This window comes from uncultured Litoreibacter sp. (genome assembly GCF_947501785.1).
GTDB lineage: Bacteria > Pseudomonadota > Alphaproteobacteria > Rhodobacterales > Rhodobacteraceae > Litoreibacter.
The window spans coordinates 816708-836529 of the sequence record NZ_CANMXB010000001.1; the positions used below are offsets into that span (position 1 = coordinate 816708).

Genomic DNA, 19822 nt, shown 5'->3' on the forward strand with positions numbered 1-19822 from the left:
GCCGCGCAATCCCTTTGCGGTAAGGATACCCCATGAAATTTCTCGACCTCGCAAAGGTTTACATACGGTCCGGTTCGGGCGGCGGCGGCTCTGTCAGCTTCCGGCGGGAAAAGTATATTGAGTATGGCGGCCCCGACGGCGGGGATGGCGGCGGCGGCGGCAATGTGATTGTCGAAACGGTTGAAGGGCTGAACACCCTGATCGATTTCCGCTACCAGCAACATTTCTTTGCCAAGAACGGCCAGCCCGGCATGGGCCAGCAACGCACCGGCAAAACCGGCGAGGACATCATCCTGCGCGTGCCGGTCGGCACCGAGGTGTTGGACGAGGACGAGGAAACCGTGCTGGCCGACATGACCGAGATCGGACAGCGCTTTGTGGTCGCCAAGGGTGGCAATGGCGGCTGGGGCAACCTGCATTTCAAATCTGCCACGAACCAAGCACCACGCCGTGCCAACCCCGGCCAACCAGGCGTCGAACGCACGATTTGGCTGCGCCTGAAACTGATTGCGGATGCAGGTCTGCTGGGGCTGCCCAATGCCGGCAAATCCACCTTCCTTGCCGCGACATCCAATGCGCGCCCCAAGATCGCGGATTACCCGTTCACCACGCTGCACCCCAACCTGGGTGTCGTTGGCGTGGATAATGTAGAATTTGTCATCGCGGACATTCCCGGCCTGATCGAAGGCGCGTCCGAAGGGAAGGGCATCGGTGATCGCTTTCTAGGCCATGTTGAACGCTGCTCGGTGTTGCTGCATTTGGTTGATGGCACGTCTGAGGACGTGGTGAGCGACTATCAGACCATCATCACCGAGCTTGAGAAATACGGCGGGGATCTGGCCTTCAAGCCGCGCGTCACCGTGTTGAACAAGGTGGACGCGCTGGACGCGGATGAGGTGAAGGAAAAGCTGAAAGCGCTGAAGAAAGCGTCCAAGGCCAAGGTCATGCCAATGTCCGGCGTTGCCCGCGAAGGGGTGCAAGACGTCTTACGCGCATTGAGGGCTGAGATTGACGACAGCCGCTTGCGCGAAAAGCGACTGACAGAAGAGCCTGAGCCATGGCGTCCCTGAGCAAAGCCAAACGGCTGGTCATCAAGATCGGCTCCGCCTTGCTGGTCGACCGCGACACAGGTGACTTGCGGTCAGGCTGGCTAAAAGCACTTGCCGAGGATGTGGCCAAAGCCAAGGGCATGGGACAGGATGTGATCCTTGTGTCTTCTGGCTCGATCGCGCTGGGGCGCGGCGCATTGAACCTGCCCAATACCCCTTTGGCGCTGGAACAATCCCAAGCCGCCGCCGCGGTAGGCCAAATCAGATTGGCCCGCGCCTATGAAGAGGCGCTTGCGCCGCACGGCATCTCCGCCGCGCAAGTGCTGGTCACCTTGGAAGACAGTCAGGACCGCCGTCGCTACCTCAATTCCCGCGCGACGTTGGAGCAGCTTTTGCACTTTGGGGTGGTTCCCATCGTAAATGAGAATGACACCGTGGCCACAGATGAAATCCGCTACGGTGACAATGACCGGTTGGCCGCGCAGGTGGCGGTCACGGTCGGCGCCGATCTCGTGGTGCTGCTGTCAGATGTGGACGGTCTGTATTCCGCCAACCCGCACGAAGACCCGACTGCCACGCGCTACGACACGGTCAACAAAATCACACCTGCGATGGAGGCCGCCGCGGGCGATGCTGGCTCTGGGCTGTCCAAGGGCGGCATGAAGACCAAGCTGCTTGCCGCGCGCACCGCAACCGCCAGCGGGGCATCGCTGGTGATCACTCACGGCGCTGCCATGAACCCGCTTAGCGCGCTGGAAAACGGCGCGAATGCGACGTGGTTCACAGCGCAAGACGACCCCAAAGCCGCCCGTAAACGTTGGATTGCCGCGATGAAGCCGCAAGGTACGCTGACGCTGGACGCAGGTGCGGCCAAAGCGCTGGGGCAAGGCAAGTCGCTGTTGCCCGCCGGTGTAACAGCCGTGCAAGGCGCGTTCGGGCGCGGTGATCCGGTGGTTATCAATGACGCAGACGGGGCCACGTTGGGCCACGGGCTTGCCCGCTACAGTGCACAAGAAGCGCAGCAGATAATGGGCCGAAAGTCATCCGAGATTGAGGCCGTTCTGGGATACCCCGGTCGCGCCGCACTTGTGCACCGCGATGACATGGTGCTGTAGTTCTGTCATCCTTCGCTTACATTCACCCATTAGAGCCGTTCAAAGGTTACGACGATGAAAGACATGGATAACATACCCGCCCTGATGGCCGAGATTGGCGCCCGCGCCAAAGCCGCCGCGACCGAGTTGGCCATGGCAACGGCACAGGCCAAGGAAGACGCTTTGGTGGCTGCTGCGGACGCCGTTTGGGCCGCGCGTGCGGACATCATTGCTGCCAATACAAAGGACATGGCATTTGGCCGCGACAAAGGCCTTAGCCCCGCGATGATGGACCGCCTGATGCTGGACGAGGACCGGGTGGCCTCTATCGTCGAGGGGTTGCGCACCGTAGCCGCGCAAAGCGATCCCATTGGCGCGGTGATCTCCGAATGGGACCGGTCAACGGGGCTCAATATTAAAAGGGTGCGCACGCCTTTGGGCGTGATCGGGGTGATCTACGAGAGCCGCCCCAACGTGACCGCGGATGCCGGCGCGCTCTGCCTGAAATCTGGTAACGCGGTGATCCTGCGTGGCGGGTCGGAAGGGTTCCATTCAAGCCAGGCCATTCACGCCTGCCTGCAACAGGGGCTGGCCTCCGCCGGTCTTCCCGAAGACGCCGTGCAATTGGTCCCAACCCGCGACCGGGCGGCCGTCAGCGAAATGCTGAAAGCCACGCAATTCATCGACGTTATCGTGCCGCGCGGCGGCAAGGGCTTGGTCGGGCTAGTGCAACGCGAGGCGCGCGTGCCGGTCTTTGCCCATCTTGAAGGCATCGTGCATATCTATATCGACAAAGCCGCTGATCCCGTGAAGACCTTGAACGTCGTGATGAACGCCAAGACCCGCCGCACGGGTATCTGCGGCGCGGCGGAATGCCTGCTGATCCACAAAGATGTCGTGGAGACCATCGGGCAGGGCGTTATCAAGGCCTTGCTGGACAAGGGCGTCACTGTCGATGCCGATATGAAGCTCGATTTTATTGAAGGCACCGACAAAGCCACAAGTGACAGTTGGGGGCATGAGTATCTCGACATGGCGATCGCCGCCAAAGTAGTGGACGACATTGATGACGCGATGACACATATTCGCACCTTTGGCTCCAACCACACCGATTGCATCATGACCGAGGATCAGGAAGCCGCCGACCGCTTCACGCATGAGTTGGACAGCGCGATCCTGATGCACAACGCCTCCACCCAGTTCGCGGATGGCGGGGAGTTCGGCATGGGCGCGGAAATCGGCATCGCCACCGGCAAAATGCACGCGCGTGGCCCAGTGGGTGCCGAGCAGCTGACCAGCTTCAAATACGTCGTCACCGGCGACGGCACGGTGCGCGCATGAGCAAAGATATCCCCGACAATCTGGTCCGCCGCACCGCGTTTCCGCACAGCGTCAGCCGCGCCGTTGTTACGCCGCTGCAGCCCTCAGTGGTTTACGCCTCGCCGGACCCCGACACGTTGGATAGCCAATATGACGGCACGGCGTTCGGGTACACCTATTCCCGCGAAGGCCATCCCAACGCGACTGTTTTGGCGCAGAAGATCGACGCCATGGAGGGCTGCGAGGGCGGGCTTATCACCTCAACCGGCATGTCTGCGGTAACTGCTGTTATGTTGGGGCTGTTGCAGCAGGGTGATCACGTCATTGGTGGCAATCAGCTTTATGGCCGCTCGCTCCGGATGCTGACGCAGGAGCTGCCGCGCTACGGCATCACGCACAGTTTGGCCGATCCAACGGACGCGAACGCGATTGAAGCGGCGATTACGCCCGCCACCCAGATGATCTTGGTCGAAGTCGTGTCCAACCCGACCCTACGCGTAGCTGACATGGACGGCATAGCGAAAATTGCCAAGGCGCACGGTCTGATCCTGGTGGTCGACAACACCTTCACCACTCCGCGCGCCTATCGCCCCTTTGATATCGGCGCGGATGTGGTGATCCACTCGATTACCAAGCTGCTGTCAGGGCATTCCGACGCCATGTTGGGCTATGTCGCCGCCAAGGCACCTGAACATCGCGAGGCCATTGAAGGCACGATCGTCACGCTGGGCCTGTCCGGTAGTCCCTATGACGCCTGGATGGCGGAGCGCGGGATGATGTCGTTCCACCTGCGCTACGACCGCGCGGAGGAAAACGCTGCGATTCTGGCTGATCATTTGGCGGATCTCGGGGCAAAACGCGTGCTCTATCCCGGCAGGCCTGATCACCCTGACCACAACCGGGCAGGGGCCTTGCTGGGTCCGCGCTTTGGCAACATGGTCAGCTTCGAGATCGAGGGCGGGCGCGCCGCTGCGAATGCATTCACACGCGCGATGCCCGATATGGCTTTTGCCCCAACCCTTGGCGACATCGGAACGACGGTCAGCCATGCGGCATCGTCTTCACACAGGGGGCTCACCCCGGAAGGCCGCGCGGAGCTGGGTATGAGCGAAGGTTTTTTCCGCGTGTCTGTCGGCGTCGAAGACATCTCGCTGTTGAAAGACGAATTTGCCAAGGGCTTTGCCGCACTGTGACACACCGGGATGCCAAACCGATCCTTGCGGGCATCCCGCTGCCGGTGATGCTGATCGACACGGACTACCGGATCACGCTGACAAACCCGTCATTGCTGGAACTGTTCGGCCATGATCCGGGCGGAATGAACGCTCTGACCCTGTTGAGGCAGGCCCCGGTTCTTGCGGCTATGGACACCGCAATTCGGGATGGTCAAAAAGGCAACGCACGATTTATTTTCAACGGCTTATCAGGCGAAGTTGTCTATGAATTTCAGGCCTCACCTTTGACGGACGGGTCGAAGGTCACCGGCGCGGTGCTCAGCTTCGAAGACCGGTCGCAGGCCGAAGACTCAGAGATCATTCGCCGCGACTTTGTGGCCAATATCAGCCATGAGCTGCGCACACCTCTGACCGGCCTGACCGGCTTTATCGAGACCTTGCGCACCACGGCGCGAAACGATCCAGATGCCCGTGACCGCTTTCTTGAAATCATGGAAAACGAGGCACATCGGATGAACCGGATGGTGTCTGATCTGTTGTCGCTCAGCCGGGTGCAAGCTGACGAACGCGTCCGCCCCCGTAACCTCGTGAATGTGGCCGGCGTGGTTCGGTCGGTTATCGCAACGCTGGAAGGCAAGCTCAAAGATGCCAGTGTCGAGGTGGCCACCACCGGCCTTTCGGAGGAGGCTGAGGTGATGGCAGACCGGGATCAACTGATTCAGCTGTTCCTCAATCTCATTGAAAACGCGATCAAATATGGCGGAAAGGGCAAAACCGTGCATGTCGGCCTGTCCCATGTCCCCCAGGACGCAACACTGCGCATGCCCGCGTTCAGAATCGACATCCGTGACGAGGGCGACGGAATCGACCCGTTACATCTACCGCGGCTCACGGAGCGGTTTTATCGCGTCGATGATCACCGGAGCCGGGAAATGGGGGGCACCGGGCTCGGGCTGGCTATTGTGAAACATATTATCAACCGGCACCGCGGTCGCCTAAAAATCACGTCTAATCAAGGTGTTGGAAGCTGTTTTTCAGTGATTTTGCCGGCGCCCTGACGCCCGCGAAAGCTGTTGTCATAAAACTCTTACAAATCTGTCACAAAAGACCAGCGACGGGGGACTAGGCCTTCCCTCATACAGCGCGCCGAGGGGGTGTGCTGGCCACAACTAAGGGAGTGACTTTATGTCGTTCATCAAAACCGCTGCCTCTGCCGCCATTCTGGTTGCCGCTGCATCATCCGTCGCAACCGCGCGGGACCAAATCCGCGTCGTGGGCTCCTCTACCGTATTCCCATTCTCGACCGCCGTAGCCGAACAGTTCGGCCGGTCCACTGACTTTCAGACGCCCGTTGTCGAATCCACCGGCTCCGGCGGCGGCTTGAAGCTGTTCTGCGCAGGCGTAGGCACCGACCACCCTGACATCACAAACGCATCGCGCCGCATGAAGGAAAAAGAATTCAAGCTGTGCCAGGACAATGGCGTCACCGACGTGACCGAAGCTGTCATTGGCTATGATGGCATTGTAGTGGCAAACGCGAAGGGCGGCCCGGCGTTTGAACTGACGCGCGAGCAAATCGTAACGGCGCTTGCCGCTCAAGGCCCGCTGCCAACAACATGGGACGAAGTCGACCCGTCGCTGCCCGCGATCAATATCGAAGTGCTTGGCCCACCACCATCATCGGGCACACGCGACGCCTTCGAAGAGCTGGTCATGCATGAAGGCTGCGAAGGCGCAGGCATCGAATGCGAAGGCATCACCATCCGCGAGGACGGCGCGTTCATCGAAGCCGGCGAAAACGACAACCTGATCGTGTCCAAACTGGAGGCCAACCCGAACGCCTTGGGCGTCTTTGGTTTCTCCTTCCTCGACCAGAACTCTGACGCGCTGCAAGGCGCGCTGGTCGATGGTACCGAGCCGACCTTCGACAACATCGCCGCTGGCGACTACCCGATCTCTCGCTCGCTCTACTTCTACATCAAGAACGCCCATGTTGGCGTGGTCCCGGGTCTTCAGGAATTCGCTGTCGAATTCATGTCTGAGGATGCGTCCGGTGAGGAGGGCTATCTGATCGACAAAGGCCTGATCCCACTGCCGGAAGACATGTTCGAAACCATTTCGGGCAACGTCTCGTCGCTGACCAAGATGACCGGCGACGAGTGGAAATAGTTCCCTTTCTTTGAAAATGCGCAGGGCGGTGCTTGCCGCCCTGCGGGTCCTCGGACTAAATGCTCTAAATCACGCTACGCCTTGGGGGGCAGATGTTCGGATTGACACTCATCGCGGTTTTCGTGCTTGGCGCGATATTTTACACCGCTGCGCGGTCTCGCGCTGTCACAATAGGCGGCGACACCCCGCAACAGCTGCATTCGCGCCCCAACTACCATGGATTGCTTGCCTTCCTGCTTGCCAGCCTCGCGGGCTTGGCCGTTCTGGTCATCGTGTGGACCGCATGGGGCAGCTTCATCGAAAGCCAATTCGTTGCGCATATCCTTGATGCACAGCCCGAGCTGAGCCCCATTGAGGTGGAGCTGGTGCTCAACGATTCTCGCGCTCTTGCGGAGGGCGGTATTGCCTCCAAAACAGACGCGCTGCGTGAACAGATTGCCGCCGAGATCGGCGGACAAACGGTGCTGCATCACTACGGCACGATGGCGTTGTCTATTCTGGCTGCGGCCCTTGCGGGGTTGTGGTGCCTGAAATCGGCCCATATCGGCTGGCGCGCGCGGAACCGCTCGGAAACCGTCATCCGTCGTATTCTCGCGCTTATGGCGGTGATTGCCGTTGCCACCACTGGCGGCATCATCCTGTCGCTGATCTTTGAGACGCTGAACTTCTTCAACAATATTGACTGGCAGGTGCACAAGTTCCTCTTCGGCACCACATGGTCGCCCTTGTCAGGCGTGCAAGCTGGCAAGCTGGACCCCGAAAAAGTGGGCGCTATCCCGCTATTCGCTGGCACCTTGCTGATCACCGTCATCGCCATGCTGGTGGCCACCCCCATCGGTTTGTTTGCCGCGATCTATCTGTCTGATTTTGCCAGCCCCAAGGTGCGCGCATGGGCCAAACCGATGCTCGAAATCCTCGCCGGCATTCCAACCGTGGTTTACGGCTTCTTCGCCGCCATCACTTTGGCCCCGTTTCTACGAAACTCTGGGGAAAGTATCGGGCTGTCCATCGCGTCTGAATCCGCGCTCGCGGCTGGGATCGTCATGGGCATCATGATTATTCCGTTCATCTCGTCATTATCCGACGATGTGATCAACGCCGTACCCCAGTCTTTGCGGGACGGCTCATACGGGTTGGGGGCGACCAAGGCGGAAACCATCCGTCAGGTGGTATTGCCAGCCGCATTGCCGGGCATCGTCTCTGCCGTCCTGCTGGGCATCTCACGCGCTGTCGGGGAAACCATGATTGTTGTTATGGCCGCAGGGCAGGGGGCCAACCTGACGGCCAACCCGCTGGAGGCTGTGACCACCATCACCGTGCAGATCGTTATGCTGATCACAGGCGACACCGAGGCCTCGACCGCTGCGGGACCCGCCTTCACGCTTGGCTTCACACTCTTCTGCGTCACACTTTTGATGAACGTGGTCGCGCAGCGCATCGTGCGCAAATACCGCGAACTCTACGACTAAGGGCCGGCTGATATGGTTGATATGACAGAACTGACCGGCATGCATTCGGGCGAGGGGGCATCGCGCCGCACCGCTAAACGCCGCGCGGCGGAGTGGCGGCTAAAGCTTTACGGTATGATCGCCATTGGACTGGCGGGTGCCGCGCTTGTGGCCCTTCTTTGGTCCGTGGTTGGCAAAGCCTCCGGCGCGCTGACGGAGACCTATGTAACGCTGCCCGTCACCATCGACGCCGCCGAGTTGGAAGTTGACGCCGACAGCCCTGAGAACGTAATCCGCCGTGCGGATTTCACGGGGCTGACCAAAGACATGCTGAAGGCGCAGTTTCCCAGCGCCACAGGCCGGACTGCGAAGCGCCAGCTATATGACCTGACATCCGCCGGCGCGCCGTTCGAACTGGCCGAGGTGATTGCCGCTGATCCCACACTGATTGGGCAAACCATCGACTACCCTTTCCTGGCCTCGGACGTGACGGACCTGTATCTGAAAGGGTCTTTCGGTGATCTGGAAACGCGCGAAACGCAGGGCGACCTGACGCTGACGGCTGACGGCGACGACTTCATTGTCAGCTCATCAACAGGTGACTTTTCCGCAGCGCTGGAGCGCGTCAAGGAGGGGCTGATCGACCAGGCCGCCGTGATCAGAAGGCAAGCCGCATTGCAGGAAAACGGTGTCGTCGAATTTCAACGCCGCGCGGACGCGGCCACGGATGACGCGACCCGTGACAAGAATCTCAAACTGGTCGAACAACGCGCCGCGAAGCGTGACCAGTTGCTGGCAGAAGCCGATGATCTGGAGGCACGCTCCGCCGCAGAGGGCGGCGATGAAGCCCTGACCGAAGACAACCGGTCGGTGCTGATCAAAGTAGCGGATGGATGGCTGCGCATGACCCGCATCACACCCGCAGGCGGTGTGGCCGAGGCGCTGGTGCCGATGGCGCGCGAAGTCTCTGCGTCCAACACATGGGGCCTTTACGTGACCGAGCTGCCGGAGGCCTCGCGCAAGGTGTCTGACAACCAGATTGTCTGGATCGAGACGTTGAAAGACAAAGGGCAGGTGGCCACGGTCTTCAACTCCCGCTTCTTCTCAGCGGGCGACAGCCGGGAGCCAGAGCTTGCAGGTATCCTCGGGGCGGCAGTCGGGTCATTCTGGACGATGTTGGTGACCTTCGCCTTGGCCTTCCCCATTGGGGTTCTGGCCGCGATCTACCTTGAAGAATTTGCGCCCAAAAACAAAGTCACCGACTTCATCGAGGTCAATATCAACAACCTCGCCGCTGTGCCCTCCATCGTCTTCGGTCTGCTGGGTCTGTCCCTCTTTCTCGGTGTCTTCGGCGTGCCTCGATCAGCGCCGCTCGCAGGCGGTATCGTGCTGGCCCTGATGACGCTGCCCACGATTATCATCGCGTCCCGCGCCGCGATCCGCGCAGTCCCACCCTCGATCCGCGATGCGGCCGTGGGGCTGGGTGCAAGCCCGTTGCAGGCGACGTTCCACCATGTGCTGCCTTTGGCCATGCCCGGCATCCTGACCGGAACGATCATCGGCATGGCGCAGGCCTTGGGCGAAACCGCGCCATTGATCATGATCGGCATGGTGGCCTTCATTGTGGACATTCCGCAAGGCATCACCGACAGCGCCAGCGTTCTGCCCGTGCAGGTGTTCCGCTGGTCCGACTTCCCCGAACGGGCTTTTGAGGCCCGCACCGCTGCGGCGATTTGTGTGCTACTGCTGTTCCTGGTGGTCATGAACGCAATCGCGGTCTTCTTGCGCAAACGCTTCGAGCGTCGCTGGTAGAGTGAACACAATGTTAGACGATCTTAGAACGGAGCGCGTAATGGCCCAGGACGACATCAAAATCACGGCCAAAGGCGTTGACGTCTTCTACGCCGACACCCACGCGATCAAGAATGTCGATGTGAACATCCAGAACCGCGCCGTGACCGCATTTATCGGCCCGTCCGGCTGTGGCAAGTCCACCTTCCTGCGCTGCTTGAACCGCATGAACGACACGATTGATATCTGCCGCATCACCGGCGACATCCATCTTGATGGCAATGACATCTACGCAAAGGACGTGGACCCGGTGCAGCTGCGCGCACGTGTGGGCATGGTGTTCCAGAAGCCCAACCCATTCCCCAAGTCGATCTATGACAACGTCGCCTATGGCCCGAAAATTCACGGGCTCGCCAAGAACAAGGCGGAGCTGGACGAGATCGTCGAGAAATCCCTGCGCCGCGCCGCGATCTGGGACGAGGTCAAGGACCGCCTCGATGCGCCCGGCACGGGGTTGTCCGGCGGCCAGCAGCAGCGCCTGTGCATCGGCCGCGCAATCGCGACGGCCCCGGAGGTTTTGTTGATGGACGAGCCGTGTTCCGCCCTTGACCCGATTGCAACCGCGCAGGTGGAAGAACTGATCGACGAGCTGCGTCAGGACTTTACCGTTGTGATCGTGACCCACTCGATGCAACAGGCCGCCCGTGTCAGTCAGAAGACCGCGTTCTTCCACCTCGGCAATCTGGTGGAATACGGCGAAACCGACAAGATCTTCACCAACCCCGAAGACCCCCGCACTGAAAGCTACATCACCGGCCGGATCGGCTAAGGAGCACCGCAATGAACGACACACAGCACATCGCATCCGCGTTTGACCGTGATCTCGACAACATTCAGGCGCTGATCATGAAGATGGGCGGCTTGGTTGAAACCGCCATTTCCGACGCCTCCAAAGCGCTTGAGCTGCGCGACACCGACATGGCCGAAATTGTGCGCAAGAACGACAAGCTGATCGACGCGCTCGAGGAAGAGGTTGCAACGGAAGTTGCCCGCGTTATCGCCATGCGGTCGCCCACGGCAGGTGATCTGCGCACGGTCCTTTCCGTCCTGAAAATCTCCGGCAATCTGGAACGGGTAGGGGACTACGCCAAGAACCTCGCCAAACGCACTTCAGTGCTGGCAGAGATGCAGGCCGTCGATGGCACCGGCGCCTCGATCCGGCGCATGGCCAAGCTGGTGTCGGTGATGCTGAAAGACGCGCTGGACGCCTATATTCAACGCGACGCTGATCTGGCTGCGGACGTGCGTGCCCGCGACACCGAAGTGGACCAGATGTATAACGCGCTGTTCCGCGAGTTCCTGACCCATATGATGGAAGACCCGCGCAACATCACCGCCTGCATGCACCTGCATTTCATTGCCAAGAACATCGAACGCATGGGCGATCATGTGACGTCGATTGCCGAGCAGGTGATCTATCTGGTCACCGGCGAAGTGCCGGATGAGGACCGGGACAAAGCGGACCAAACCTCCTATGTCACGGCTACAAAGGAAAGTTAAGATGGCCACCGAACCCGTTGTTTTGGTTGTAGAAGATGATCCTTCGCAGCGCGAGGTTCTGGCCTATAACATCCGCGCCGAGGGCTATGTCGTGCTCACAGCGGAAAACGGTGACGAGGCGCTGATCTCGATCAAAGATGACCAGCCGGACCTGATCGTTTTGGATTGGATGCTACCCAATGTCTCGGGCATCGAGGTGTGCCGCCAGATCAAGAAAGACGCAGGTCTCGCTAAGACGCCGGTGATCATGTTGTCTGCGCGGTCAGAGGAAGACGACCGGGTGAGAGGGCTGGAAACTGGGGCGGATGATTACATCGTAAAGCCGTATTCGGTCGCAGAACTGCTGGCGCGTATCCGCACCCAGCTACGCCGCACGCGCCCGGCTGCCATGGGCGAAAAGCTGGAATACCAAGACATTGTCATGGACATTGAAGAGCACCGCGTCACCCGCGCCGAACAGCCGCTGAAGCTTGGCCCAACTGAGTACCGACTGCTTTCCACCTTCATGGAACGCCCCGGGCGGGTCTGGTCACGCGAGCAACTGCTTGACCGTGTCTGGGGCCGCGATATCTATGTCGACACCCGCACCGTTGACGTGCATGTCGGGCGCCTGCGCAAGGTGCTGACAAGCATGGGCGGTGACGATCCGTTGCGCACCGTGCGCGGCGCGGGGTACGCATTGGGATAACCTGCCATGAAGGGCTCAAGACCAGAGCAGGCGGCGCTAAGCCGCGATACCGACATGTCCAAAACCGACGAGACGCGCCGCGTGATCGAAGGCATGGTGGACGGGCTGAACGATCACCGCATTGCGGATATTGGCGACTTCTTCTCGGAAACATTTCGCTGGATGGGCAACACGGGCTGCGGTTCCAAAGACGGCATCCGGGAATTTCAGGACAACTGGCAGAAGCCGTTTCAGGCCGCGTTTCACGACAAGACCTGCATTGACGAGGCCCGGCTTTACATGGGCGAATGGGCGGCCGCCTTCGGCCGTCAGGAAGCAACGCATGGTGGCGCTTTCATGGGGATCGCGCCCACCGGCAACCGGATCGAGATCCGCTACATGGATTTCTGGAAAGTGGTGGACGGCAAGATTGTCGACAACTGGGTCATGGTCGATTTCCCGCATGTTCTGGCGCAACTGGGCGTGGATGTCTTCAATGGCGAAGGGTGGGAAGCCTTCGACAATGGCACCAAGACGCCGCCAAGCCCCCATTGAGGTGGAGGCCTCAGGGCTTCGCCGCCTCAAGGGCTGCGCGGATGATGTCGCGATTGCCGATATGGTTGCACAAGACGAGGATGAGGCGCGCATTTAGCGCGTCGCTTTCATCCTTGCTCAATCCTTCATGGGCGGCCAGCAGCTCGTCATAAAACCCGTCTCCATCTGGGATATTGGGTGTCAGGGTCAGGCTCATGTGGGCTCCTCTCCAAGCGCTCGGCTCATCGCGCGGGCGACATCGTCCGGGTCGTATCGCGCCCAACGCGCGACGACATGTTGGTCGGGTCGGATCAGATAGAACCCAACCGGCGCGTCTCCCAGATATCGGGCCCGCAACTCGTCTGATGGTTCGGGAATAGAGACGGTGCGCAGCGGAACGCCGCTGATCTCGTCAACCTGGGGCGCGGCCCCGCCTACCGCTAGTAAAACAAAGCCGCCATCCAGATCGGCGAGCAGATATCCATCCCCAAGCGGCGCGTCGGGGCAGGTGGCACCGGGCCTGGAGACGCTTGGCCCGTCCAACCCATCTTCACCCGTCAACGACAGCCCGTCATAGACGCATGGCACTGAAAGCCTGCCGGAATTGACCAATGGTCTGGCAAATGCGTGCAAGCCCGCCAGAATCAGCACCGCATTGCGGAACGTTCGGCTGATATCGGATTTCGGGGTCATGAAATCAGTGGCACGTGTCGAATTCAGGATGTTTTCATCGGCGGCAAACTCCCGCTCCGCGGCGTAACTATCAAGCAAGCCGTCAGGTGCGATGCCCCGCAGCACATAGTCGAGCTTCCACGCCAGATTTTCGGCATCCTGCAACCCGGAATTCGCGCCCCGCGCCCCAAAGGGGGAGACCTGATGCGCCGCGTCTCCGGCAAAGATCACGCGGCCTTTGCGGAATTGCTCCATACGGCGGCACTGAAACGTATAAATCGAGGTCCATTCCAGTTCATACTCAGGGGTCGTCCCTGTTTGCGTCGCCAGCATGGCGTCAACCCGCGTCCGGATACGATCAGGGTCCAATTCCTTGGCGCGGTCGATGTCCCAACCCAGCTGAAAGTCGATCCGCCAGATGTTGTCTGGCTGCTTGTGCAGCAGGGCGGATTGGCCCGCCCCCCCGAAGGGCGGCTCGAACCAGAACCAGCGTTCTGTGGGGAAGTCAGCCTCCATCTTGACGTCGGCAATCAGGAAGTTGTCCTCAAACACCCGCCCATCAAAACTCAGCCCCATGGCATCGCGTATCGGGGAACGCGCACCGTCACAAGCTATCAGGTAGTGGGCTTCCACCTGATACGGCCCGTCAGGGGTGTCAACGTCCAGCGTCACATGATCCGCATGCGCCATCACAGCTGTCGCGCGGTTTCGGCCCCTGATCTCTATCGGCGCGCCCCGTTCTTGTGCCGCGCGGATCGCGTCAACCAAGAACCTTTCGAAGTATGGTTGCTGCAGGTTGATAAAGGCGGGGTTGCGGTGCCCGCTTTCGGGCAGAAGGTTGAATTCAAACAACTTGCCTTCGCCGTGAAACACCTTGCCGACGTTCCAGACCACCCCCTTGTCGACCATTGCACGGCCTGCGCCCATGCGATCCGCAATGTCGAGCGTGCGCTTGGAGAAACATATCGCTTTGCTGCCCAGCCCGGCCCCTTCGTGGTCATCAAGAACCAGCGCCGGCGTGCCTTTCAGCCCAAGATCAAGGGCGAGCGCCAGCCCCACCGGGCCGCCTCCAACAATCACCACCGGATGGCGCACCGGCGCCATGGATTGTGCAGGTACCTGCGTGTAGGGATAGAGCTCTATGGCGGTTTCGTAGCGCACCGCGACCATGCGAGTTCCTTTCCTTGCCGGGCTAGCCTTGGAGTGCGGCCCACATCTCCAGATCGCGCTTGTCGGTCCAGATGCGGGGGTGGGCTATGCCGCGGGCTTCGTCATAAGCGCGCGCGACGTTGAAGGGCAGGCAGTGCTCGTAGATCGCGTAATCCTTGAATTTCGGATCACACTCCGCGCGCACCGCATCCCATGCGTCCTTCAGCGACCCGCCGCGCACGGCGACCTGCGCGGCTGGCCGGTAGGTGCTGTCCACAAAGTCCCGGGTGCTTTCAATCGCGCGGGCGACGGCCTCCTTGCCGACCAATGCGCCCCCACGTCCCGGCGCAATTGCGTCAACATCGTAGGCCTTGATGTTGTCCAATGTCTGGCCCCAATCGGCGAAATGCCCGTCACCGCAATAGCAGGCGGAGTGATCCTCGACGATATCGCCGGTAAACATCACGTTCTGATCCGGCACATGGACCACCGCGTCCCCCGCAGTATGGGCGCGACCAATCTGCTTTATGTCGACGCGGCGGTTGCCAAGATAGACGGTCATGGAGTCGCTGAACGTGGTGGTGGGGTAGGTGAGGCCCGGAATGCTCTCATGCCCCTCAAACAAGCGTGGGAAGCGCTGAAATTCGCTGTCCCAATCTTCTTGGCCCCGCTCGACAACCATGGCTCGCGCCGCGTCAGACATGATAATCTGGCTGGCCGCGAAGGCAGAGGCGCCAAGCACGCGCACAGCGTGGTAATGGGTCAGTACGACATGCGAAATCGGTTTATCCGTCACCTCACGCACTTTCTCGATCACCTTTTGCGCCAGTCGCGGGGTGGCCTGCGCTTCGACGATCATGACGCTGTCATCCCCAATGATGACGCCGGAATTCGGGTCGCCTTCGGCGGTGAAGGCCCACAGCCCGTCGCCCACCTCGTCAAAGATGATTTTCTTTTCTGTCATGTCCCCTTGGGACGCGAATGCCTTTGCCATGTGTCTTGTCCTTTATGCGGGGAATGTCTTGGCGGGCAGAATGGTGCCCGTACAGGTCCCAAACCCGATTTGATACCCGTCTCCCATGGCTGCCCCGTGCAATGTCAGCGTGTCGCCGTCTTCTATGAAGGTGCGGGTCTCGCCGGTGTCCAAAGTCATCGGCTCCTTGCCGCCCCAAGTCAATTCCAGCAACGACCCGCGCTCGGTCGGGGTCGGGCCGGAAATGGTGCCGGACCCCAGCAGGTCGCCCGCTGTCATCGCGCATCCGGACGAGGCGTGATGCGCCAGTTGTTGCGCCGCCGAATAATACATCTGGTTGTAATTGGTGCGTGCAATGACGGTCTCGGCCCCACCGGCGGGTGCCATGGTGACGTGCAGGTCTATGTCATACAGCATTGGCCCGGGCTCGCGCAGATAGGGCAGCAACTCCTTCTCCCTTTCGGGGGTGGAGGCACGGAACGGCTCCAGTGCCGGTTTGGTCACGATCCAAGGGCTTATGGATGTCGCAAATGCCTTCGCCTGAAACGGCCCAAGGGGTTGGTATTCCCAGGCCTGAATGTCGCGCGCCGACCAGTCATTGAGCAGCACATATCCAAAGATCATCGCGTCGGCCTCGGCCACGCTGACCGGTTGGCCCAGTTGCGATGAACTGCCCACAATCGCGCCCATCTCAAGTTCGATATCCAGTCGTTTGCACGGCCCGAAGGACGGCAGTTCGGCTTCCGGGGCCTTGGTCTGCCCATTTGGCCTGACGATGTCAGTGCCCGACACCACAACCGACGAGGCCCGGCCGTTATACCCAATGGGTATGTGCAGCCAGTTCGGGGGCAGGGCGTTTTCCGGCCCGCGGAACATGGTGCCCACGTTCATAGCGTGGTGTTTGCCAGCGTAGAAGTCGGTGTATTCGGCAACCAATATTGGCATATGCATATCGACCGCGGATTGCGGAACCAGGAGCGGCTCGATCGCGGCCTGATCGGTGGACCCCTCGGCCAACATCTCAGTCAGGCGCGCACGCAAGGTTGCCCAAACGTCCGGCCCCAGTTCCATCACATCGTTCCAAAACGGCAGGTCAAATGCGCCATCCTCGTCCAGTTCAACCAGTCCGGCCTCTTCCGCGGCCTGCATGTCGAGGATCATGTCACCAATCGCCACCCCGCATCTCGGCGCGGACCCCTTTGTTGAAAACACCCCATATGGCAGGTTGTTCAGCGGAAACGGCGTCTGGTCGGAATTGGCGCTGGATACCCAGCTGCGCATTAGTTGGGTCATGGGGGCTCTCTATGTCGTGGCGTCAGGTTGCGCGTCAGGGGCTGCCGCCTGGAAAGCGGGCAGGGCGAGGCAGTTGGTCTCAATCTCCGTCAATCGGGGATATGGGGACAGATCAAGCCCCCACCGATGGGCGTTGATCAATTGTCCAACCAGGCAAATATCCGCGATGGTTACTGTATCTCCGAAGCAGTATTTGTCCTTGTTATGAATGGCTTGCGAAAAGGCGTTAAAGCCTTCGTGCATCCAGTGCAGCATCCAACTGACCTTTGCGTCAGCGTCGGCGTCCGGCAACATGCCCACAACCTTGAGGTTGTTCACCGGGTGGATGTCCAACGCGATTATCTGCGCGGCAGCCCGCACCTGGGCAGCCAAAAGCGGGTCAGCGGGCACCAGCTTGGGCGCCGCAATGGTGTCCAGGTAGTCAAGGATCGCAAGGGACTGGGTCAACCGTGTACCATCTTGCAGTTCCAGCACCGGCACCCCGCCCGACGGGTTCACCTGCGAAAAGGTCGCGCTTCGCTGCTCTCCTTCGATCAGGTTCACCGGAATTGTCTCAAAGGGGATGCCTTTGAGGTGCAGCGCGACCCGTACCCTATAGGACGTGGTCGACCGCCAGTAGCTGTAGAGCCTCATTTCACCCCCGGCGTGCCGTCGAATTTCTTCTCCAGGTCACCCCAGCAATCAATGTAGTCATCCTGCAGCGGGGCCTCATTGGCAGCAAACGGCGTCAAATGCTGCGGAAAACGGGTCTCGAACATGAAGGACATCGTGTTCTCCAACTTCTCCGCCCCCAGTTCCGCGTTCGAGGCCCCCTCAAATGCGGTCTTATCCGGGCCATGGGGCAGCATCATGTTGTGCAAGCTCATCCCACCGGGAACAAAGCCCTTAGGTTTGGCGTCATATATGCCGTGAATGTTGCCCATCAGCTCGGACATGACGTTCTTGTGGTACCAAGGCGGGCGGAACGTATTTTCGGCCACCATCCAGCGATCGCGGAACAGAACGAAATCGATATTGGCGGTGCCTTCAACGCCGGACGGGGCGGTCAGCACGGTAAATATCGAGGGGTCAGGGTGGTCAAAGAGGATCGCGCCGACGGGGCAGTAGGTCCGCAAATCGTATTTGCATGGCGCGTAATTGCCGTGCCAGGCCACCACATCCAGTGGTGAATGTCCGATCTCGGTGATGTGAAACTGGCCGCCCCATTTCACCGTAACCGTGGACGGCGTTTCGCGGTCCTCAAAGGCCGCGACAGGCGTCTTGAAGTCGCGCGGGTTGGCCATGCAGTTAGCGCCAATCGGGCCACGGCCGGGCAGCTCGAATTTCTGCCCGTAATTTTCACACATGAAGCCGCGGGCAGGGCCTTCAAGCACTTCAACCCGGTACACCAAGCCTCTGGGAATAATAGCTATTTCTTGCGGCTCTGCGTCAATAACGCCCAACTCCGTGGCAAAGCGCAGCCGGCCTTCCTGCGGCACAACCAGCATCTCGGAATCTGCCGAGTAGACATACGCGTCTTTCATCGATTCAGTCACCAGATAGATATGCGAAGCCATACCAACCTGCGTGTTCACGTCTCCGCATGTGGTCATCGTCCGCATACCCGTCAGCCAGGTCAGCGGCCCTGAGACATGCGGCACCGGATCCCAACGATACTGTCCCAGAGAGACAACATCGGGGTCGACCAACGGCGCGCTCTTCCAATATGGCAAATCAAGTCTCTTGAACCGGTGCGTATGTTTGACAGATGGACGAATGCGATAGCACCAAGTCCGCTCATTCTGGTGTGACGGAGCCGTAAAAGCAGTGCCCGAAAGCTGTTCGCCATAGAGCCCGTAATTGCATTTTTGCGGGGAATTCATGCCTTGGGGCAGGGCGCCTGGCAGCGCCTCGGTCTCGAAATCATTCCCGAATCCGGGCATGTATCCCTCATGCGTACCGACGGGCGTCACCGCGCGTTGAAGTCCAGCAGGGCTTGATTTCTTGTTCATCTGATCATCCTCCGGTTCATGCCTGAGTATTAGTTGTTTTTGTAACTAACAAGCATTAGAGATGCCCGCATGCCCCAATATGATACTGAATTTGATCTCCGGGAATTCCTGCCATATCTGCTCAACCAGGCCGCGGCTGCGACAAGCGTTGAGTTTCGCGAGATCTACAAGAACCGATACGGCATGTTGCGCACCGAATGGCGCGTGCTGTTCCACCTTGGCCGCTACGGATCAATGACCGCCAAGAGCCTGTGCGATCTGGCTGCGCTCCACAAGACCAAGGTCAGCCGGGCAGTTGCAGCACTGGAACGAAAGCGCTTTCTGGTACGGGAAGTTCTGGAACATGATCGTCGGCACGAGCAATTGAAACTCACACCTGCAGGGCGCGCCGCATTCAATGATCTGAACACCGAAGCACGGGCCTTCGACGCGCAAATTGCCGCACGTTTCACGCCCAAGGAAACGAAAGTGCTGCGGGACTGCCTGATCGCGCTCGCCAAGTTACCCGATGATGAGGCGGCTTTGGACGGCTGACCTCGGCAATTTGCGTGTCGGGGCGGGCCGTATTCATGGTTTCCATCGCGCAGGTATTACATCTTGTAATCAGTATTATGTAAATAAAACATTGACCCTGAAACCAGTCATTCTGTTATATTTCAAAGATCTCAACACACCCCTGGCTAGTATAACCAATTAAATAACAACTGCTTATCGAGCACCGTTAAACGAACCGGGATCAGATAGTCCAACTAAACTGTGCTATCGGTGCATTCGGTTACGCACTGGACTTGCGGGAACGCGGGCCGCGAACGGCGGTCATGAATCATCAGGGATAATGTATACGTTATTTCACCTTAAGAAAGAATCCTTAATCTCTGTAATGGCGTTCCTTTTTTTGCGAAAGGTAATATGGCACCTAGCGAAAGGTTAATTCTTT

General features: G+C 59.7%; 19 protein-coding genes. 13 read left to right on the forward strand and 6 right to left on the reverse strand.

Translation table 11 applies throughout. The annotated features are described in order from the left end of the window. Nucleotides 1-32: 32 nt before the first annotated feature. The 12 genes from obgE (at nt 33) to Q0899_RS04165 (ending at nt 12828) form a co-directional block, all read left to right on the forward strand. Nucleotides 33-1070, forward strand: coding sequence for a GTPase ObgE (gene obgE, locus Q0899_RS04110; RefSeq protein WP_299191161.1), 1038 nt, complete (start codon nt 33-35; stop codon nt 1068-1070). Beyond that, the gene (proB, locus tag Q0899_RS04115; RefSeq protein WP_299191162.1) at nt 1058-2164 is read left to right on the forward strand and encodes a glutamate 5-kinase; all 1107 of its coding nucleotides are present in this window, start codon (nt 1058-1060) and stop codon (nt 2162-2164) included. The genes obgE and proB overlap by 13 nt, the downstream gene beginning before the upstream one ends. A gap of 54 nt (nt 2165-2218) precedes the next feature. Then, the gene (locus Q0899_RS04120; RefSeq protein ID WP_299191163.1) at nt 2219-3484 is read left to right on the forward strand and encodes a glutamate-5-semialdehyde dehydrogenase; all 1266 of its coding nucleotides are present in this window, start codon (nt 2219-2221) and stop codon (nt 3482-3484) included. Then, nucleotides 3481-4656, forward strand: coding sequence for an aminotransferase class I/II-fold pyridoxal phosphate-dependent enzyme (locus Q0899_RS04125; RefSeq protein ID WP_299191164.1), 1176 nt, complete (start codon nt 3481-3483; stop codon nt 4654-4656). Before Q0899_RS04120 ends, Q0899_RS04125 begins: the two co-directional genes overlap by 4 nt. Further along, nucleotides 4653-5696, forward strand: a complete 1044-nt coding sequence (locus Q0899_RS04130) for an ATP-binding protein (protein ID WP_298357661.1) — start codon at nt 4653-4655, stop codon at nt 5694-5696. The genes Q0899_RS04125 and Q0899_RS04130 overlap by 4 nt, the downstream gene beginning before the upstream one ends. 127 nt (nt 5697-5823) lie before the next feature. After that, nucleotides 5824-6807, forward strand: a complete 984-nt coding sequence (locus tag Q0899_RS04135; protein ID WP_298357658.1) for a substrate-binding domain-containing protein — start codon at nt 5824-5826, stop codon at nt 6805-6807. Nucleotides 6808-6899: 92 nt separating this feature from the next. Then, nucleotides 6900-8276, forward strand: coding sequence for a phosphate ABC transporter permease subunit PstC (pstC, locus tag Q0899_RS04140; RefSeq protein WP_299191165.1), 1377 nt, complete (start codon nt 6900-6902; stop codon nt 8274-8276). 12 nt (nt 8277-8288) lie between these two features. Continuing rightward, entirely contained in the window at nt 8289-10067 is a 1779-nt protein-coding gene (gene pstA / locus Q0899_RS04145) for a phosphate ABC transporter permease PstA (RefSeq protein WP_299191166.1), read from the forward strand. Between the two features lie 40 nt (nt 10068-10107). Beyond that, a complete protein-coding gene (pstB, locus tag Q0899_RS04150) occupies nt 10108-10875 on the forward strand; it encodes a phosphate ABC transporter ATP-binding protein PstB (protein WP_298357653.1) in 768 nt (255 codons plus the stop codon). An 11-nt stretch (nt 10876-10886) separates the two neighbouring features. After that, a complete protein-coding gene (phoU, locus tag Q0899_RS04155) occupies nt 10887-11606 on the forward strand; it encodes a phosphate signaling complex protein PhoU (protein WP_298291266.1) in 720 nt (239 codons plus the stop codon). A 1-nt stretch (nt 11607) separates the two neighbouring features. After that, the gene (gene phoB / locus Q0899_RS04160) at nt 11608-12294 is read left to right on the forward strand and encodes a phosphate regulon transcriptional regulator PhoB (protein ID WP_298291265.1); all 687 of its coding nucleotides are present in this window, start codon (nt 11608-11610) and stop codon (nt 12292-12294) included. A 6-nt stretch (nt 12295-12300) separates the two neighbouring features. Then, nucleotides 12301-12828 (forward strand): ester cyclase, encoded by a 528-nt coding sequence (locus Q0899_RS04165; RefSeq protein WP_298291263.1) that lies wholly within the window; start codon nt 12301-12303, stop codon nt 12826-12828. 10 nt (nt 12829-12838) lie between these two features. On the opposite strand, the gene Q0899_RS04170 is transcribed toward Q0899_RS04165, so the two are convergent. From Q0899_RS04170 to hmgA, 6 genes are read right to left on the reverse strand one after another with little or no spacing between them, the layout of a single operon-like run. Beyond that, the gene (locus Q0899_RS04170) at nt 12839-13024 is read right to left on the reverse strand and encodes a DUF2783 domain-containing protein (RefSeq protein ID WP_298291261.1); all 186 of its coding nucleotides are present in this window, start codon (nt 13022-13024) and stop codon (nt 12839-12841) included. Continuing rightward, on the reverse strand, nt 13021-14649 hold the full coding sequence (locus Q0899_RS04175; RefSeq protein ID WP_299191167.1) for an FAD-dependent oxidoreductase: 1629 nt from the start codon (nt 14647-14649) through the stop codon (nt 13021-13023). The genes Q0899_RS04170 and Q0899_RS04175 overlap by 4 nt, the downstream gene beginning before the upstream one ends. A 22-nt stretch (nt 14650-14671) precedes the next feature. After that, nucleotides 14672-15622: an MBL fold metallo-hydrolase gene (locus Q0899_RS04180; protein WP_299191168.1), complete on the reverse strand. Its 951-nt coding sequence runs from the start codon at nt 15620-15622 to the stop codon at nt 14672-14674. Between the two features lie 12 nt (nt 15623-15634). Further along, a complete protein-coding gene (fahA, locus tag Q0899_RS04185) occupies nt 15635-16894 on the reverse strand; it encodes a fumarylacetoacetase (protein ID WP_299191169.1) in 1260 nt (419 codons plus the stop codon). Between the two features lie 9 nt (nt 16895-16903). Further along, complete coding sequence (gene maiA, locus Q0899_RS04190; RefSeq protein ID WP_299191170.1) at nt 16904-17527, reverse strand: maleylacetoacetate isomerase; 624 nt, start codon at nt 17525-17527, stop codon at nt 16904-16906. Then, nucleotides 17524-18885 (reverse strand): homogentisate 1,2-dioxygenase, encoded by a 1362-nt coding sequence (gene hmgA, locus Q0899_RS04195; RefSeq protein WP_299191171.1) that lies wholly within the window; start codon nt 18883-18885, stop codon nt 17524-17526. The genes maiA and hmgA overlap by 4 nt, the downstream gene beginning before the upstream one ends. Before the next feature lie 69 nt (nt 18886-18954). Here hmgA and Q0899_RS04200 point away from each other — a divergent pair, with 69 nt between their 5' ends. Further along, on the forward strand, nt 18955-19419 hold the full coding sequence (locus tag Q0899_RS04200; RefSeq protein WP_299191172.1) for a MarR family winged helix-turn-helix transcriptional regulator: 465 nt from the start codon (nt 18955-18957) through the stop codon (nt 19417-19419). Nucleotides 19420-19822 lie beyond the last annotated feature (403 nt).